This window comes from Streptomyces sp. ISL-12, from assembly GCF_018614415.1.
GTDB lineage: Bacteria > Actinomycetota > Actinomycetes > Streptomycetales > Streptomycetaceae > Streptomyces.
Window position 1 is genome coordinate 1 of the sequence record NZ_JAGGOO010000186.1, and the last position, 14,683, is coordinate 14,683.

General features: G+C 70.6%; 14 protein-coding genes. 6 read left to right on the forward strand and 8 right to left on the reverse strand.

Annotated elements, in window-relative coordinates; translation table 11 throughout:
- Window positions 1-365: 365 nt before the first annotated feature.
- On the reverse strand, window positions 366-1,007 hold the full coding sequence (locus J7I94_RS36605; RefSeq protein WP_215174484.1) for a DNA-3-methyladenine glycosylase: 642 nt from the start codon (window positions 1,005-1,007) through the stop codon (window positions 366-368).
- 150 nt (window positions 1,008-1,157) lie between these two features.
- Here J7I94_RS36605 and J7I94_RS36610 point away from each other — a divergent pair, with 150 nt between their 5' ends.
- From J7I94_RS36610 to J7I94_RS36620, 3 genes are all read left to right on the forward strand, one after another.
- On the forward strand, window positions 1,158-1,940 hold the full coding sequence (locus J7I94_RS36610) for a sporulation protein (protein ID WP_215174486.1): 783 nt from the start codon (window positions 1,158-1,160) through the stop codon (window positions 1,938-1,940).
- 42 nt (window positions 1,941-1,982) lie between these two features.
- On the forward strand, window positions 1,983-2,522 hold the full coding sequence (locus J7I94_RS36615; protein WP_215174488.1) for a YbhB/YbcL family Raf kinase inhibitor-like protein: 540 nt from the start codon (window positions 1,983-1,985) through the stop codon (window positions 2,520-2,522).
- Between the two features lie 155 nt (window positions 2,523-2,677).
- Window positions 2,678-3,184, forward strand: a complete 507-nt coding sequence (locus J7I94_RS36620) for an HNH endonuclease (RefSeq protein WP_215174490.1) — start codon at window positions 2,678-2,680, stop codon at window positions 3,182-3,184.
- Between the two features lie 112 nt (window positions 3,185-3,296).
- Here J7I94_RS36620 and J7I94_RS36625 read toward each other — a convergent pair whose 3' ends face one another.
- The 3 genes from J7I94_RS36625 to J7I94_RS36635 all read right to left on the reverse strand — a co-directional run bounded on the left by J7I94_RS36625 (window position 3,297) and on the right by J7I94_RS36635 (window position 5,707).
- Window positions 3,297-4,238, reverse strand: coding sequence for an SPFH domain-containing protein (locus J7I94_RS36625; protein ID WP_215174493.1), 942 nt, complete (start codon window positions 4,236-4,238; stop codon window positions 3,297-3,299).
- Window positions 4,239-4,398: 160 nt separating this feature from the next.
- On the reverse strand, window positions 4,399-4,830 hold the full coding sequence (locus J7I94_RS36630) for an NfeD family protein (protein WP_215174495.1): 432 nt from the start codon (window positions 4,828-4,830) through the stop codon (window positions 4,399-4,401).
- 79 nt (window positions 4,831-4,909) lie between these two features.
- A complete protein-coding gene (locus tag J7I94_RS36635; RefSeq protein ID WP_215174497.1) occupies window positions 4,910-5,707 on the reverse strand; it encodes an ABC transporter ATP-binding protein in 798 nt (265 codons plus the stop codon).
- A gap of 261 nt (window positions 5,708-5,968) precedes the next feature.
- On the opposite strand from J7I94_RS36635, the gene J7I94_RS36640 reads away from it, so the two are divergent.
- Window positions 5,969-6,751 carry a hypothetical protein gene (locus J7I94_RS36640; RefSeq protein WP_215174499.1) on the forward strand — a complete coding sequence of 261 codons (783 nt, stop codon included), beginning with the start codon at window positions 5,969-5,971 and terminating at the stop codon, window positions 6,749-6,751.
- Between the two features lie 179 nt (window positions 6,752-6,930).
- Here the strand turns inward: J7I94_RS36640 and chpE are convergent, their stop codons facing one another.
- The 3 genes from chpE to J7I94_RS36655 all read right to left on the reverse strand — a co-directional run bounded on the left by chpE (window position 6,931) and on the right by J7I94_RS36655 (window position 9,086).
- Window positions 6,931-7,179, reverse strand: a complete 249-nt coding sequence (gene chpE / locus J7I94_RS36645) for a chaplin ChpE (protein WP_215174501.1) — start codon at window positions 7,177-7,179, stop codon at window positions 6,931-6,933.
- 112 nt (window positions 7,180-7,291) lie between these two features.
- Window positions 7,292-7,948, reverse strand: coding sequence for a response regulator transcription factor (locus tag J7I94_RS36650; RefSeq protein ID WP_215174503.1), 657 nt, complete (start codon window positions 7,946-7,948; stop codon window positions 7,292-7,294).
- Entirely contained in the window at window positions 7,941-9,086 is a 1,146-nt protein-coding gene (locus tag J7I94_RS36655; RefSeq protein WP_215174505.1) for a GAF domain-containing sensor histidine kinase, read from the reverse strand. The genes J7I94_RS36650 and J7I94_RS36655 overlap by 8 nt, the downstream gene beginning before the upstream one ends.
- A 786-nt stretch (window positions 9,087-9,872) precedes the next feature.
- Between J7I94_RS36655 and J7I94_RS36660 the strand changes: the two genes are divergently transcribed.
- The gene (locus J7I94_RS36660; protein ID WP_215174507.1) at window positions 9,873-10,580 is read left to right on the forward strand and encodes a transglycosylase SLT domain-containing protein; all 708 of its coding nucleotides are present in this window, start codon (window positions 9,873-9,875) and stop codon (window positions 10,578-10,580) included.
- Window positions 10,581-10,701: 121 nt separating this feature from the next.
- Here the strand turns inward: J7I94_RS36660 and J7I94_RS36665 are convergent, their stop codons facing one another.
- A complete protein-coding gene (locus J7I94_RS36665) occupies window positions 10,702-13,359 on the reverse strand; it encodes an FHA domain-containing protein (protein WP_215174509.1) in 2,658 nt (885 codons plus the stop codon).
- A gap of 241 nt (window positions 13,360-13,600) precedes the next feature.
- Here J7I94_RS36665 and J7I94_RS36670 point away from each other — a divergent pair.
- The coding region (locus J7I94_RS36670) for a streptophobe family protein (protein WP_251076276.1) at window positions 13,601-14,683 on the forward strand (1,083 nt) is incomplete at its 3' end.

Sequence of the window (14,683 nt, forward strand, 5' to 3'; positions counted from 1 at the left end):
CGTTTCCGACTCTATCAGATCTTTTTCCGATCCGATTTCCTCGGTGCTTTCCAGGTTCCCGCTTCCGCGTTTCCCTTTCCGGCGCTTCCGACTCTATCAGATCCTTTCGGGCCTGATTCCCAGTCGGCGGGATTGTCATCGGCTTTGGACTTTCGCCTGTCGGCCTTTCGACATTCACTACGTTAGCGGGTCGCCCTGCCGATTCATAATCGGCTTTCGCGAGTTCCCGTTCGGGCATGCGGACACGCCTGAGAGGACCCCGCTGAGGGGTTGTGCTGGGTAGTGGGTTGGCCGCTTCCGGGTGTTGGCGATCGCCGTACCCGCTTCAGCGGCTCGGACTACATTACGGGGCGCGCAAGGGGGCGTCAACTTCGGCGTCGCCTCGGTACATGCGCCCGGTAGGGGCTCACCGTCGGGTCGTCGGCGATCCAGTAGCGCCAGGGGTGGACCCCGCCGTCGCCGGCCACGCCTGTACGGGGGCCGTTGCGTACCTGGTCACGGGGTACGGCCGTGCCCGTCAGGATGCGCAACGGGGTGTCGGCGGCGGTGCAGGCGTCCGTGCCGTTCAGAGCCCGGTCGACACCGAGGGCGGTGGCCAGGCGGGCGGGACCTTTGGCCAGTTCCTTGTCGTTGCGGGCCGAGAGACGACGGGGCCGGGCCTGTTCCGCTCCCTCGACGATCTCGCCGGCGCGGAGCAGGACCGCGCTCGCCCTCCCCTCGGGACCGCACACCAGGTTCATGCAGAACCACATGCCGTAGGTGAAGTAGACGTAGACGTGTCCGGGGGGACCGAACATCACGTCGTTGCGGGCGGTGCGACCGCGGTAGGCGTGGGAGCCGGGGTCGTTCTGACCGTCGTAGGCCTCGACCTCTGTCAGCCGGAGGGCGATCGGGCCGTCCGGGGTGGTGCGGACGAGGACGCGGCCCAGGAGGTCGGGTGCCACGTCGAGGACGGGGCGGTCGAAGAACTCCCTCGGCAGGGGCGTACGGTCAAGGGTCGCGATCATGCCGTCCGAGCGTAACGCAGACGGTACGGGCGGTGGGGTGGTCAGGGCGCGGGCGGCTTGTCAGGGTGGGGTGCGGAACCGGCCACGGCCGGATCGCGTATGTAGGGATCAAGGGTTCGGTTCACGCGCAAGCGCTGGAGAGGGAGAGACATGGCGTTCAAGAAGCTGCTCGCGAGTCTGGGAGCCGGCGGGGCCTCGGTCGAGACGGTGCTGAACGAGGTGAACGTCGTGCCGGGCGGCGTCGTCCAGGGTGAGGTGCGGATCCAGGGCGGGTCCGTGAACCAGCAGATCGAGGGGCTGTCGGTCGGGCTCCAGGCCAAGGTCGAGGTGGAGAGCGGCGACCAGGAGTACAAGCAGGACATCGAGTTCGCGAAGGCGAGCCTGGGGGGTGCCTTCGAGTTGCAGGCCGGGGCGGTGCACGCGGTGCCGTTCGGTCTGGAGATTCCGTGGGAGACCCCGGTCACCATGATCGACGGGCAGGCGCTGCGCGGGATGAACATCGGGGTGACGACCGAACTGGCGATCGCGCGGGCCGTCGACTCCAGTGACCTGGACCCGGTCAACGTGCACCCGCTGCCGGCGCAGAAGGCGATCCTGGACGCGTTCATCCAGCTGGGCTTCCGCTTCAAGAACGCGGACATGGAGCGCGGGCACATCCGGGGGACGCGGCAGCAGCTGCCGTTCTACCAGGAGCTGGAGTTCCAGCCGCCGCAGCAGTACCGGGGGCTGAACCAGGTCGAGCTGAGCTTCGTCGCCGACGAGCAGGCGATGGACGTCATCCTGGAGATGGACAAGAAGCCGGGGCTGTTCAGCGAGGGCAGCGACACGTTCCGGTCGTTCCAGGTCGGGCTCCACGACTACCAGGGGACCGACTGGGCGGCGTACCTCAACCAGTGGCTGTCCGAGGTCGGCAGCAAGCGGAACTGGTTCTAGGCTCGGGAAGCGACGAGACGAACCCGATCAGGAGGTACCGAGGTGACCGAGCTCAAGCGGCGGCCGCTCCCCCATGACTTCCACCCGCCCGTGCCGGCGTTCACGGTGACGAGTGAGGACGTACAGGAAGGGGCGACGCTCAAGGAGGCTCAGGTCTACGCGGCCGGCAACACCTCGCCGCATTTGCGGTGGGAGGGCTTTCCGCCCGAGACCAAGAGCTTTGCCGTGACCTGCTACGACCCGGACGCGCCCACGGGGAGCGGGTTCTGGCACTGGGTGGTGTTCGACATCCCGGCCTCGGTGACGGAGCTGCCGGCGGGTGCGGGCAGCGGGAAGTTCGAAGGGTTGCCGGACGGTGCCGTACAGGCGCGTAACGACTACGGCAGCAAGGACTTCGGCGGTGCCGCTCCGCCGGCCGGGGACGGGCCGCACCGGTACGTGTTCACGGTGTACGCCGTGGACCAGGAGAAGCTGGGTCCGGACGCCGAGGCGACTCCGGCGTTCGTCGGCTTCAACCTGCGGTTCCACGCGATCGCGCGGGCGCAGTTGATCGGTGAGTACGAGGTGTCCGCCGAAGGCTGATCCGCATGTGAGCGTTCATGGAACGTTTGCCCGTCCCTGGTCTTGGAAGTGATCAGGGACGGGCATTTTTATTGCGTTGTCCATCCCGGCGTGCCCGGCCAGAGTTGATCCAGCCCGCCAGGGGGTGGGCCGGTGCGCACGGGAGGTGGGCTGGTATGCGGGACACGCTGGTGCTGAACGCGAGCTTCGAGCCGCTGTCTACGGTGACGTTGAACCGAGCCGTCGTTCTGGTGCTGCAGGACAAGGCCGTCGTCGAGCAGGCCCACCCCGAACTGCGGATGCGCGGAGCCGCGCTGGACATACCGGCGCCCCGGGTGATCAGGCTGTGCCAATACGTACGGGTGCCCTTCCGAAGACGTGCGCCGTGGTCGCGGCGGGGGGTGCTGGTCCGGGACCGGCACCGGTGCGCGTACTGCGGGCGGCGGGCGACGACCGTGGACCACGTGGTGCCGCGGTCGCACGGCGGGCAGGACACCTGGCTGAACACGGTGGCCTCCTGCGCGGAGGACAATCACCGCAAGGCCAACCGGACGCCCGAGCAGGCGGGGATGCCGTTGCTGCGTCAGCCTTTCGAGCCGACTCCCGCGGATGCGATGTTGCTGGCGTTGGGGCGGGAGGACTTCGCCGCGCTGCCGGACTGGTTGGTTCTGGACGCGGCTTGACGGTTTCGCCGTAGGGGCGCGGTTTTTCACCGACTGCGGGTGGGGTGTGGCTGGTCGCACCCACGCGGCGGAGTCGCACATCGATACAGCCCCGCGCCCCTTTCGGGGCGCGTCAGTCGATGGACGGCTTCTCGCGGCGCTCCTGGGGCGGGACGGTGCCGGTGGCCGGACCGCCGCCCAGGCCGCCGAAGTTGCCCATGGCGCCGGACAGGCCCTTGAGGGCGTCGCCGATCTCGCTGGGGACGATCCAGAGCTTGTTGGCGTCGCCCTCGGCGATCTTCGGCAGCATCTGGAGGTACTGGTACGAGAGCAGCTTCTGGTCCGGGTCACCGGCGTGGATGGCCTCGAAGACCGTACGGACGGCCTGGGCCTCGCCCTCGGCGCGCAGGGCCGCGGCCTTGGCCTCACCTTCGGCGCGCAGGATCTGGGACTGCTTCTCGCCCTCGGCGCGCAGGATCTCGGACTGCCGGACACCTTCGGCCTGGAGGATCGCGGCGCGCTTGTCGCGGTCGGCGCGCATCTGCTTCTCCATCGAGTCCTGGATGGAGGTGGGCGGCTCGATCGCCTTCAGCTCGACGCGGTTGACGCGGATGCCCCACTTGCCGGTGGCCTCGTCGAGGACGCCGCGCAGGGCCGCGTTGATCTCCTCGCGGGAGGTCAGGGTCCGCTCCAGGTCCATGCCGCCGATGATGTTGCGCAGGGTGGTGACGGTGAGCTGCTCGATCGCCTGGATGTAGCTGGCGACCTCGTAGGTCGCGGCGCGGGCGTCGGTGACCTGGTAGTAGATGACCGTGTCGATGTTGACGACCAGGTTGTCCTGGGTGATCACCGGCTGCGGCGGGAACGGGACGACCTGTTCGCGCAGGTCGATGCGGTTGCGGATGGTGTCGATGAACGGGACGACGATGTTGAGGCCCGCGTTCAGCGTGCGTGTGTAGCGGCCGAAGCGCTCGACGATGGCGGCGCTGGCCTGTGGGATGACCTGGATCGTCTTGATCAGGGCGATGAAGACCAACACCACCAGGATGATCAAGACGATGATGACCGGTTGCATGGTCGTTCCCGTACCCTTCTCCGCCTCGGCGCTCTTGGCAGATCCTGACTGCTGCTGATCTTACGGCTGTTGATCTTACGGCTGTTGAGGATCTTGCTGGTCGAGTCTGACAGACCGTCGCCCGCCTCGGGGGCTGTTCGCCCACTTGGGTGGTGCGTCGTCACATGATGATCGCGGTCGCGCCCTCGATGTCCACGACGTCCACCTCCTGTCCCACGTCGTAGGCGCGTGCGGTGTCGAGGGAGCGGGCCGACCAGATCTCGCCGGCCAGCTTGACCCGGCCGCCGGAGCCGTCGACGCGTTCGAGGACGACGGCCTGTCTGCCCTTCAACGCCTCGACGCCCGAGAGGAGTTGGGGGCGGTCCTTGCGGTGCCGGGCCGCGATCGGGCGCACCACCGCTATGAGGGCGACCGAGACGATGACGAAGACGAGGACCTGTACGACGACGCCGGCCCCGATCCCGGAGGCGATCGCCGCGGCGACGGCGCCCACGGCGAGCATGCCGAACTCCGGCATCGCGGTCACGACGAGGGGGATTCCGAGTGCTGCCGCGGCGACGAGCCACCACACCCATGCGTCGATGTCGTTCACATGGTCATGGTAGGTCCGGGGGTCGCTGCGGGGACAGGGCGCAAAGGGGACGGAGTGGGTCGGGCCGGGGCGGGGTGGGTCAGGTGAGCGGGAGACCCTGTGCGGTCCAGCGGTCGCCGACCTGTTCCACGACGAGCGGGAGGCCGAAGCAGAGGGAGAGGTTGCGGGAGGTCAGCTCCAACTCCAGCGGCCCGGCGGCCAGCACCTTGCCCTGACGGATCATCAGGACGTGGGTGAAGCCGGGGGCGATCTCCTCGACGTGGTGGGTGACCATGATCATCGAGGGGGCGATCGGGTCGCGGGCGAGGCGGCCGAGGCGGCGTACGAGGTCCTCGCGGCCACCGAGGTCGAGGCCGGCGGCGGGCTCGTCGAGGAGGAGCAGTTCGGGGTCGGTCATCAGGGCGCGGGCGATGAGGGTGCGCTTGCGTTCGCCCTCGGAGAGGGTGCCGAACTTCCGGTCGAGGAACTCGGTCATGCCGAGGCGGTCGAGGAAGGCGCGGGCGCGCTGCTCGTCGATCTCCTCGTAGTCCTCCTGCCACGTGGCCGTCATGCCGTACGCGGCGGTCAGCACGGTCTCCAGGACGGTCTGGCGCTTGGGCAGCTTCTCGGTCATGGCGATGCCGGCCATGCCGATGCGGGGGCGCAGTTCGAAGACGTCGGTGCCCGGCTTGCCGAGGGTCTCGCCGAGGATGGTGGCGGTGCCCTGGCTGGGGAAGAGGTAACTGGAGGCGAGGTTGAGGAGGGTGGTCTTGCCGGCGCCGTTGGGGCCGAGGATCACCCAGCGCTCGCCCTCCTTGACCGACCAGGAGACCTGGTCCACCAGAGCCCGGCCCTCACGGACCACGGATACGTCCTGAAGCTCCAGAACATCGCTCATGAGCGCGTTGTCTCCCCTTACAGTGTGGCCGGTCTCGGCTGTCGCGTACGCCTGTGGCTCGGTCGGCCGCGCCGGTGGGCGCCGCCCGCTACGAAATCTACGCCACCGGTCGGCTCGGCCGTTCCATCGGGCCGGTCTCCAGGGTGCCTCCGACGGGTCGGCGTGGGGTCGTGCGGGGTCGCCGTCGGTCGTCTCGGGAGAGGGGGCGCGGGGCGTCGGGACGCCTCGGTGGTCCGCCCGGGGCGCTCTAGGGTGGTGGGCATGCTCACGGAACCACGCGCAGGACGGCTCGCCGCCTGGGGAAACGCACTACTTGTCGGAGTTGTCTCGCCGGATGACGCCGTGCTGGCGATCGTCGGCGAGGACGCGGTGCACCGCGTGGCGGGGCTGCCGGGTGAGTCGGCGCCGGTCGGGCTGACGCTGGCGCTGGGCCGGTTGCGGGCGCTCGGGGTGACCGGGCTGCGCGTCGCGCTGCCGGCGCCGGGGCATCCGCTGGGGCTGAGCGGGCCGCCGGAGTTCAACGCGCGGGCGCTGGAGGCCGAGGAGGCGGTGGTCTGTCACGGGGCGGCGCTGGGGCTGGTGCCCGAGGTGTACGAGGCGGGCCCCGAGGGCGATGTCCATGTGGAGGTCGTCTGGCACTGTCTGCCGGTGCGCGAGGCGCCGCCCGCGGACGTGCCGTCGTTGTCGGAGGCCGAGCGGGAGTTGGCGGAGGCGCTCCGGGAGGCGACCGAGGTGCTGACGCGGCTCGACGTGGCCGGGTCGGGGCCGGTGGCGGAGGCGGCGGTCGCCGCGTACCGGGCGCGGGCGGAGGCGGGGCGCGAGGTGCTGGCGCCGGGGTATCCGCCGCGGGCGGTGCGGGTGCTGGAGCTGGCTCAGCGGGTCGGCGCGCTGGTCTCGCTGGCGTACGAGAACGGGCACGGGGGCGCGGTGAGCGCGTCCGAGATGGCGGCGCGTCAGCATGCGCTACGGCCGGTGGAGCGGACGGCTCGACGGGCGTTGGTGGCGGCGTACAACTCCGTCGTGGAGGAACGCGAGCGGGGATGACGTCCCTGGGTCGGTGGCCGGCGTCGGTGCGGACCGGCCGGGTCGCCCCGGCCCGGCGTGCGTCGACGGGGTGCCGTCCGCGCCCGTCCCGTGCCGCCCGCGGCACGGTTGCCCCGCAGGTCGGCGGGGCGGCCGCCCGCAGGCCGACGAGGCGTACGGCACCCCCGTGGCGGCGACCGTCAGTGGTTGACGCCCTCGTTGCCGAAGGCCGGGTTCAGGACGCCGATCACGTTCACGCTGTTGCCCACGGCGTTGACCGGGATGTGGATCGGCGCCTGGACGACGTTGCCCGAGACGACGCCCGGGGAGCCGATGGCCTCGCCGTGGGCACCGGCACCACCCGGGGTGGCGGAGGCCATGCCGGCACCGGCGGCAACCAGCCCGCCGGCCACCATCGTCACGGCCGCTGCCTTCTTCAGGTTCTTCACGTACAACCCCTCCTTGCGATCACCGCGGCAGGCGCCGCGGCACGCACTGGAGAACGGCGGCGTCCGCCGGAGGTTGCGCCATTCGGGGGGCATTCCCACGACGGTATGAATCTCACTCCGGAACGGAACCCTCCGCACTGCCGTGGCGTACGGCCCACAGGGCGGCCTGGGTGCGGTCCGCGAGGTCGAGTTTCATGAGGATGTTGGAGACGTGGGTCTTCACCGTCTTCTCGGAGAGGACCAGGGCACGGGCGATCTCCCGGTTGGATCGGCCGTCCGCTATCAGGCCCAGCACCTCGCGCTCCCGGTCCGTGAGGGAACCGGCCCTGCCGTGGCCGGGCCCGGCGCCCTCGGCCGAGAGCAGGGTGCCGGCGACCTCGGGCTGGAGCAGGATGTGCCCGGCGTGCACCGAGCGGATGGCGCCGGCGAGCGCGTCGGGGTCGACGTCCTTGTAGACGTACCCGGCGGCGCCCGCGCGCAGGGCCGGGACGACCGTGCGCTGCTCGGTGAAGCTGGTGACGATCAGTACGCGCGCGGGGTGGCCGAGTGCGCGGAGCCGGCGCAGGGCCTCCACGCCGTCCATGCCCGGCATCTTGACGTCCATGAGGATGACGTCGGGGTCCAGCTCCGTGGCCCGGGCGACTCCTTCGGCGCCGTCCGCGGCCTCTCCGACCACCTCGATGTCGTCCTGGACCTCCAGGAAGGTGCGCAGGCCGCGGCGGACCACCTGGTGGTCGTCGACGAGCAGCACCTTGATCGCTTCAGCCACCGGGGACCTCCATCGTGATCGTGGTGCCCTTGCCGGGCGCCGATTCAATGGTCAGGCTGCCGCCGACGCCGCTCGCCCGGTCCCGCATGGAGACCAGGCCCAGATGGCGTCCCGCGCGGTGCACGGCCTGCGGGTCGAAGCCGCTGCCGTCGTCCGTGACCCGCAGCACGGCGCCCGCCCCGGCCCGGTGCAGCGTCACGTCGACGTGCTCCGCGCCGGAGTGCCGCAGGGCGTTGTGCAGTGCCTCCTGGGCGACGCGCAGCGCGGCCTCCTCCTGGGCGGCGGGCAGTGCCCGGACGCCGTGGCCGGTGAAGGTCACGCGCGCGGTGTGGGCGCGGTCGAGGACCTGGACGTGGGTGCGCAGGGTGGCGACGAGGCCGTCCTCGTCCAGGGCGGCGGGGCGCAGCTCGACGACGGCGGCGCGCAGCTCGTCCGTGGCCTCGGCGGCCAGGGCGGCCACCTGCTGGAGCTCGTCCTTGGCGCGGGCGGGGTCGCGGTCCACCAGGCGGGCGGCGGCCTGGGCGGTGAGGCGGAGGGAGAACAGTTTCTGGCTGACCGCGTCGTGCAGTTCGTGGGCGAGGCGGGTGCGTTCCTCGGCGATGGTCAGTTCGCGGCTGCGCTCGTAGAGGCGGGCGTTGGTGAGGGCGATGGCGGCGTGCTGGGCGAGGATGCCGAGCAGTTCCTCGTCGTCCTGGGTGAAACCGCAGCCGGTCCGCGGTGTGTCGCAGTTCTTGTTGGCCAGGAAGAGCGCGCCGATGACCTCGTCGCCGTCGCGGATCGGCAGGCCGAGGAAGTCGGCGAGCTCGGGGTGGGCGGACGGCCAGCCGCCGAAGCGGGGGTCCTCTCGGACGTCGGCCAGGCGCTGGGGGCGGGCGTCGTGCAGCATCGCGGCGAGGATGCCGTGCTGGCGGGGCAGAGGGCCGATGGCCTTCCACTGCTCGTCGCCGACGCCGTCCACCACGAACTGGGCGAAGCCGCCGTGGTCGTCGGGGACGCCGAGGGCCGCGTACCGCGCGTCGAGCAGTTCGCGGGCCGAGGCGACGATCGTCTTGAGGACGTCGCGCACCTCCAGGTGCCTGCTCATGGCCAGCAGCGCGGAGCTGACCGCGGCGAGGCCGGACCGGGGGCCGTGACTCATGACCTCACGGTACCGGCGGGGTGTGACAGCGCGGATCGGACCTGTGGCGGGCGGTGAGGCGGTTCGGTGGTCCTAGGGCGGAGGTCCCGGGCGGCCCCGGGCGCGCCCCGGCGGTCCCGGGCGGTATGGCCGGACCCGGCGGAGGATCGGCCGGTGGCCGACACGTTCCGCACACGTGCGGCGGGCCGGTCACCGGCGGTGCGCGTCGCGGTCTCCCGCGCGCGGGAGGCGATGACCGGCCCTGACGGCCGCATGCCGGCGACCGGGCCCCTACGCGCGCGTGCGGGGCGTCGGCCGGACCGTGGCGGCGGGGGCCGCTGTGGTCGGCTTCTCACGCGCGCGCGTGCGCGACGCGTGGAGGCAGAGGTACGGCTGCCCGAGGGGCCGGGCGGTGTGTTCGCGGCCCGTCCGTGTCCTCGTGCCGTGGACGGGTCCGCAGTCACTCACGGATCGCATTGCTTCAGCAACTCGCAGTGAGACGGCAGGGGGGTGGGTGTGAGGCCGCGCATAGGGCACAGATCACGTACGAAGAGGAGTAGGAGGACGACTCGTCTGATTTGACCGGCCGAATGGTCCATTCCGCCCGGTTTCTCCTGCCTCTGATCCACTACCCGGCTTCGTACGTCACACCTTTGCCAGCCGATTTTGCGACCGCTAAGAATTGCTCACGTCGCTCGGTGCCGTGGGCTGTGAACCACGGTGTTCGTGCCGGAAGCACGGAAACCACCCCTGTACTGACGCAGGACGAGAGCGACCTCCGCGCAACTCGAAGAGGTCTATCCCGCCATGCCCAAGAACATCCTCACCCGTGGCCATAGTCGTTCCCTGACCCGCAACCACAAGATCGCCATAGCCGGTGTCGGCACCCTCGGTGCCGCCGCCCTCGCGTTCTCCGCGGTGCCCGCCAGCGGCCACACGACCGCCACGAGCGAGGCCGCCCCGGCGGCCAAGGTGGCGTACAGCTCCGAGCAGATCAAGGACGTCAAGGCGTCCGTCACCGACCAGCTCGCCGGCGCCAGCGAGAAGGTCGCGGCCATCGACGCGAAGAAGCAGGCCGCCGCCGACGCCAAGAAGAAGGCCGAGGCGAGCGCCGCCAAGGAGCGTGCCGCCAAGGAGTCCACCAGCCGGTCCGCCGAGCGCGCCGAGGTGAAGCAGGTCAGCACCAAGAGCTACGCGAACAACCTGAACGGCTGGATCAGCGAGGCCCTGGACATCATGAAGGAGAAGGGCATCCCCGGCTCCTACAACGGCCTGCACAAGAACATCATGCGTGAGTCCTCGGGCAACCCGAAGGCCATCAACGACTGGGACATCAACGCCATCAACGGCGTCCCGTCCAAGGGCCTGCTCCAGGTGATCCCGCCGACCTTCAAGGCGTACCACGTGGCCGGTACCTCCTGGGACATCTACGACCCGGTGGCCAACATCACCGCCGCGGCCAACTACGCGGCCGACAAGTACGGCACCATCGACAACGTCAACAGCGCGTACTGAGGTCAGCGCGGACCTCTTCCCGTATGCCTGTGTGACCCGTCACGCGCCCGCGTGACACCGTCGTGCCGAAGGGCGGCACCCCTCTGCTGGGGTGCCGCCCTTCGGGCTGTGCGGGGGCGGTCTACTTGCGCATGACCTCGGGCTCGTGGCGGCGCAGGAAGCGGGCCACGAAGAGGCCGCAGATCACGCCGAGGGCCAGTACGGCGGCCATGTCCATGCTCCAGGCGGCGGCGGTGTGCTCCCACAGCGGGTCGGCGCCGGTGCCTGCCTCCGGCGGGCTGATCCGGTTGAAGTCCAGCGTGGCGCCGGCCGCGGCGACCGCCCAGCGCGACGGCATCAGGTACGAGAGCTGGTTGACGCCGACCGCGCCGTTCAGGGCGAACAGGCAGCCCGTGAAGACGACCTGGACGATGGCGAACATGACCAGCAGCGGCATGGTCTTCTCGGCTGTCCTCACCAGCGCGGAGATGATCAGGCCGAACATCATCGAGGTGAAGCCCAGCGCCATGATCGGCAGGGAGAGTTCGAGGAGGGTGAGGCCGCCGAGGACCACGCCCTCCTCGGGGATCTTCCGGGTGGAGAAGCCGATGACGCCGACCAGCAGCCCCTGGAACACGGTGATCACACCGAGGACGAAGACCTTGGACATCAGGTACGCGGAGCGTGACAGGCCGGTCGCGCGTTCCCGCTCGTAGATGACCCGTTCCTTGATCAGCTCGCGGACGGAGTTGGCCGCGCCGGCGAAGCAGGCGCCGACCGCGAGGATCAGCAGGACCGTGGTGGCGGTGCTGTTCGGGGTGGGCTGCCCGGTCCGCTCGTCCACCGGGTTGGGCAGCAGGCTCGTGCCCCAGTCGATGGGCAGGCTGACCGCGCCGAGGACGGCCGGCAGGATCACCATCAGGGCGAGGAAGCCTTTGTCGGACGCGATCACCGAGACGTAGCGCCGTACCAGGGTGGCGAACTGTGCCGTCCAGCCCTGCGGCTTCGGCGGTCGCATCGCCTGCATCGGCGGCATCGCCACGGACTGTGCCGCCACCGCGTCCAGGTCGGCGGCGTACATCTGGTAGTGCTGCGAGCCCTTCCAGCGGCCCGCCCAGTCGTAGTCGCGGTAGTTCTCGAAGGCGGAGAAGACATCGGCCCAGGTGTCGTAGCCGAAGAAGTTCAGCGCCTCCTCGGACGGGCCGAAGTAGGCGACGGAACCGCCCGGCGCGAGTACCAGGAGTTTGTCGCAGAGGGCCAGCTCGGCCACCGAGTGGGTGACGACGAGGACGGTACGACCGTCGTCGGCCAGGCCGCGCAGCAACTGCATCACGTCGCGGTCCATGCCCGGGTCGAGGCCGCTGGTCGGCTCGTCCAGGAAGATCAGCGACGGCTTGGTGAGCAGTTCCAGGGCGACGGAGACGCGCTTGCGCTGGCCGCCGGAGAGGGACGTGACCTTCTTGTCCTTGTGGACGTCGAGCTTCAGCTCGCGCAGCACCTCGGCTATGCGGGCCGCGCGCTCCTCGCCCGTGGTGTCGGCCGGGAAGCGGAGCTTGGCGGCGTAGGTGAGGGCCTTCTGGACGGTCAGCTCCTTGTGCAGGATGTCGTCCTGCGGGACCAGACCGATGCGCTGGCGCAGTTCGGCGAACTGCTTGTACAGGTTCCGGCCGTCGTAGAGGACCTCGCCCTCGTTCGCGGGGCGGTAGCCGGTGAGCGCCTTGAGCAGGGTCGACTTGCCGGAACCGGACGGTCCGATGACCGCGATCAGCGACTTCTCCGGTACGCCGAAGGAGACGTCCTTGAGGATCTGCTTGCCGCCCTCGACGGTGACGGTCAGCCGGCGGGCGGAGAAGGTGACCTCGCCGGTGTCGACGAACTCCTCCAGGCGGTCGCCGACGATCCGGAACGTGGAGTGGCCGACGCCCACGATGTCGGCGGAGCCGAGGAGCCGGGAGCCGCCCTTGTCGATCGGCTGGCCGTTGACGTACGTGCCGTTGTGCGAGCCGAGGTCGCGGATCTCCATGCGGCCGTCGGGCGTCGAGCGGAACTCGGCGTGGCTGCGGGAGACCTGGAGGTCGGAGACGACCAGGTCGTTCTCCAGGGCGCGGCCGATGCGCATCACCCGGCCGAGGGAGATGTGGTGGAACGTGGTGGGGCTGCGGTCACCGTAGGGCGGCGGCGTGCCCGCCGGGCCGTCGGTGTCCGCGTTGCCTGGGCCGCCTGCGCCGCCTGCGCCGCCCGCGCCGTGTTGCTGCGGGATGTGGGGGGCGGGGTGTTTGTGGAGTTGCGGCTGCCGGTAGGGGGCCGGTTGCCGGTAGGGCTCGGGGTCCGGGTAGGACTTCGGGTCCGGGTAGGACTTCGGGTCCGGGTAGGACTCGGGGTCCGGGTAGGACTCGGGGTCCGGGTAGGACTCGGGGTCCGGGTAGGGGGCCGGAGCGTCATGTTCCGCTCCCTGGTCCGCGTACGGCTGCCGGCCGGGCTGTGCCTGCGGGGCGGCCACGGGGGTGGCCGTGCCGGACAGGTTCAGGAGCGGGCCGTCGGTGGCATTGCCCAGGTGTACGGCCGTACCGGGGACCAGGTCCGACCGGTGGACCCGACGGCCCTGCACGAACGTCCCGTTGGTGCTGCCGTTGTCCTCGATCACCCAACTTCGGGTGTCGAAACGGACGGTGGCGTGACGCCAGGAGACCCTGGCGTCGTCGAACACTATGTCCCCCTGGGGATCACGCCCGAGGTTGTACGACCTGGACGGATCGAGTGTCCAGGTCTGCCCGTTTGATTCCAGTACGAGTTCCGGCACTCCAAGCCCCACTGAGTTGTCCCCCGATGTACCCCCGTCACGGGGAGTCTAGGGATGTCGAACATCGGGGGGAACTATTTCAGGCACGGCCCGTGACCGAAAGCCGGGCCTTGCGCGAACCGGGCGAGAACGCGTCATCCGGCTCCGTTGACGGGGTTGAAACCAGCCCGGAGAGTGGTAATCCACGCGAGGGGGACATGCGCGGCGACCCGGCCGCGCCGCGCGGATCGGGGGGTCTGCCATGAGCGCGTCCAGGAGTGCGGCGGTCGCGGAACACGGCGCGAAAGTGCCGTGGGGCGACGTACTGCTGTCCGCGATCGCCGCTGTGAGCTGGGCGTTGATCGGGATGGCGGGGACGGCGGCGCTGGGTCTGCACCTTCTTGAAGCGGACGACGCGGCCTCGTTGGGGCCGATGGCCGCGGCGGCTGTGGCGCTCGGGGCGGGCGGTTCGGTCTCGCCGTCCGGGGATGTGTCCGTGTTCGGGCTGGAGGGCGCGCAGGCGCGCTCCGCCATCGAGATCACGCCACTGGGCGTGAGCCTGGTGGGCGCACTCCTGCTGTCCTTCTTCTTCCTGCGATCGTTGCGGGCTGCGGGAGTTGTCGTGACGCCCGCCGAACTCGTCGCCCGCACGGGGGCGGTGGTCGCCCTCTTCACGGCGATGACGGGCGGGCTGGCCTGGGCGGGCCACGACGTCATCACGATCGACGGGGGCTCGCTGGGGCTGGACGACCTGCCCGGCGGGGACGGGGGCGGGGGCAGCGGCGGTCTGGAGGTTCCCGGGCTGGGGGACGTCGGCGGGCTGCTGCCCGACCGGCTGAGGGAACTCGCCGACGCGGAGGCGGCGGTCGGGTTCACCGTGGACACCGTGCCGACGCTGCTGGGCGGGCTGGGCTGGTCCGCGGGGGTGCTGCTCATCGCGCTGCTGGCGTCGCGCCGTACGCCCCTGCCGCGTGGCTGGGACGCCGCGCACCGGGTGGTACGGCCGGCCGCGTCCGCGCTGGTCGCGGTGGCGGTGCTGGCGGTGGTGGCGGGGCTCGCGGCGGCGGCGTACGCGGCGATCGGCGACGAGCACCCCCGGCGGATCGCCGGCGCGGCGCTGCTGGGGGCGCCGAACGGGGTGTGGCTCGCCATCCCGATCGGCCTGTTCGTGCCGTGGGACGGGCGGGCGACGGGCGTACTGGCCGGCCTGCTGCCCGATCCGCTGGACGACCTCCTGCGAGTGGACGCCGGTGAGCCGGTCACCCTCGGGCGGCTCGCGGAACTGGACGGGCGGGTGTGGCTGCTGGCGGTGGCGGCGGGGCTGGTGATGCTGCTGGCGGGGGTG

Excerpts from the sequence above, each read along its gene's own strand:
- J7I94_RS36605 (WP_215174484.1), bottom strand. The coding sequence starts at position 1,007 with ATGATCGCGACCCTTGACCGTACGCCCCTGCCGAGGGAGTTCTTCGAC.
- J7I94_RS36610 (WP_215174486.1), top strand. The coding sequence starts at position 1,158 with ATGGCGTTCAAGAAGCTGCTCGCGAGTCTGGGAGCCGGCGGGGCCTCG.
- J7I94_RS36620 (WP_215174490.1), top strand. The coding sequence starts at position 2,678 with ATGCGGGACACGCTGGTGCTGAACGCGAGCTTCGAGCCGCTGTCTACG.
- J7I94_RS36625 (WP_215174493.1), bottom strand. The coding sequence starts at position 4,238 with ATGCAACCGGTCATCATCGTCTTGATCATCCTGGTGGTGTTGGTCTTC.
- J7I94_RS36635 (WP_215174497.1), bottom strand. The coding sequence starts at position 5,707 with ATGAGCGATGTTCTGGAGCTTCAGGACGTATCCGTGGTCCGTGAGGGC.
- J7I94_RS36640 (WP_215174499.1), top strand. The coding sequence starts at position 5,969 with ATGCTCACGGAACCACGCGCAGGACGGCTCGCCGCCTGGGGAAACGCA.
- J7I94_RS36655 (WP_215174505.1), bottom strand. The coding sequence starts at position 9,086 with ATGAGTCACGGCCCCCGGTCCGGCCTCGCCGCGGTCAGCTCCGCGCTG.
- J7I94_RS36660 (WP_215174507.1), top strand. The coding sequence starts at position 9,873 with ATGCCCAAGAACATCCTCACCCGTGGCCATAGTCGTTCCCTGACCCGC.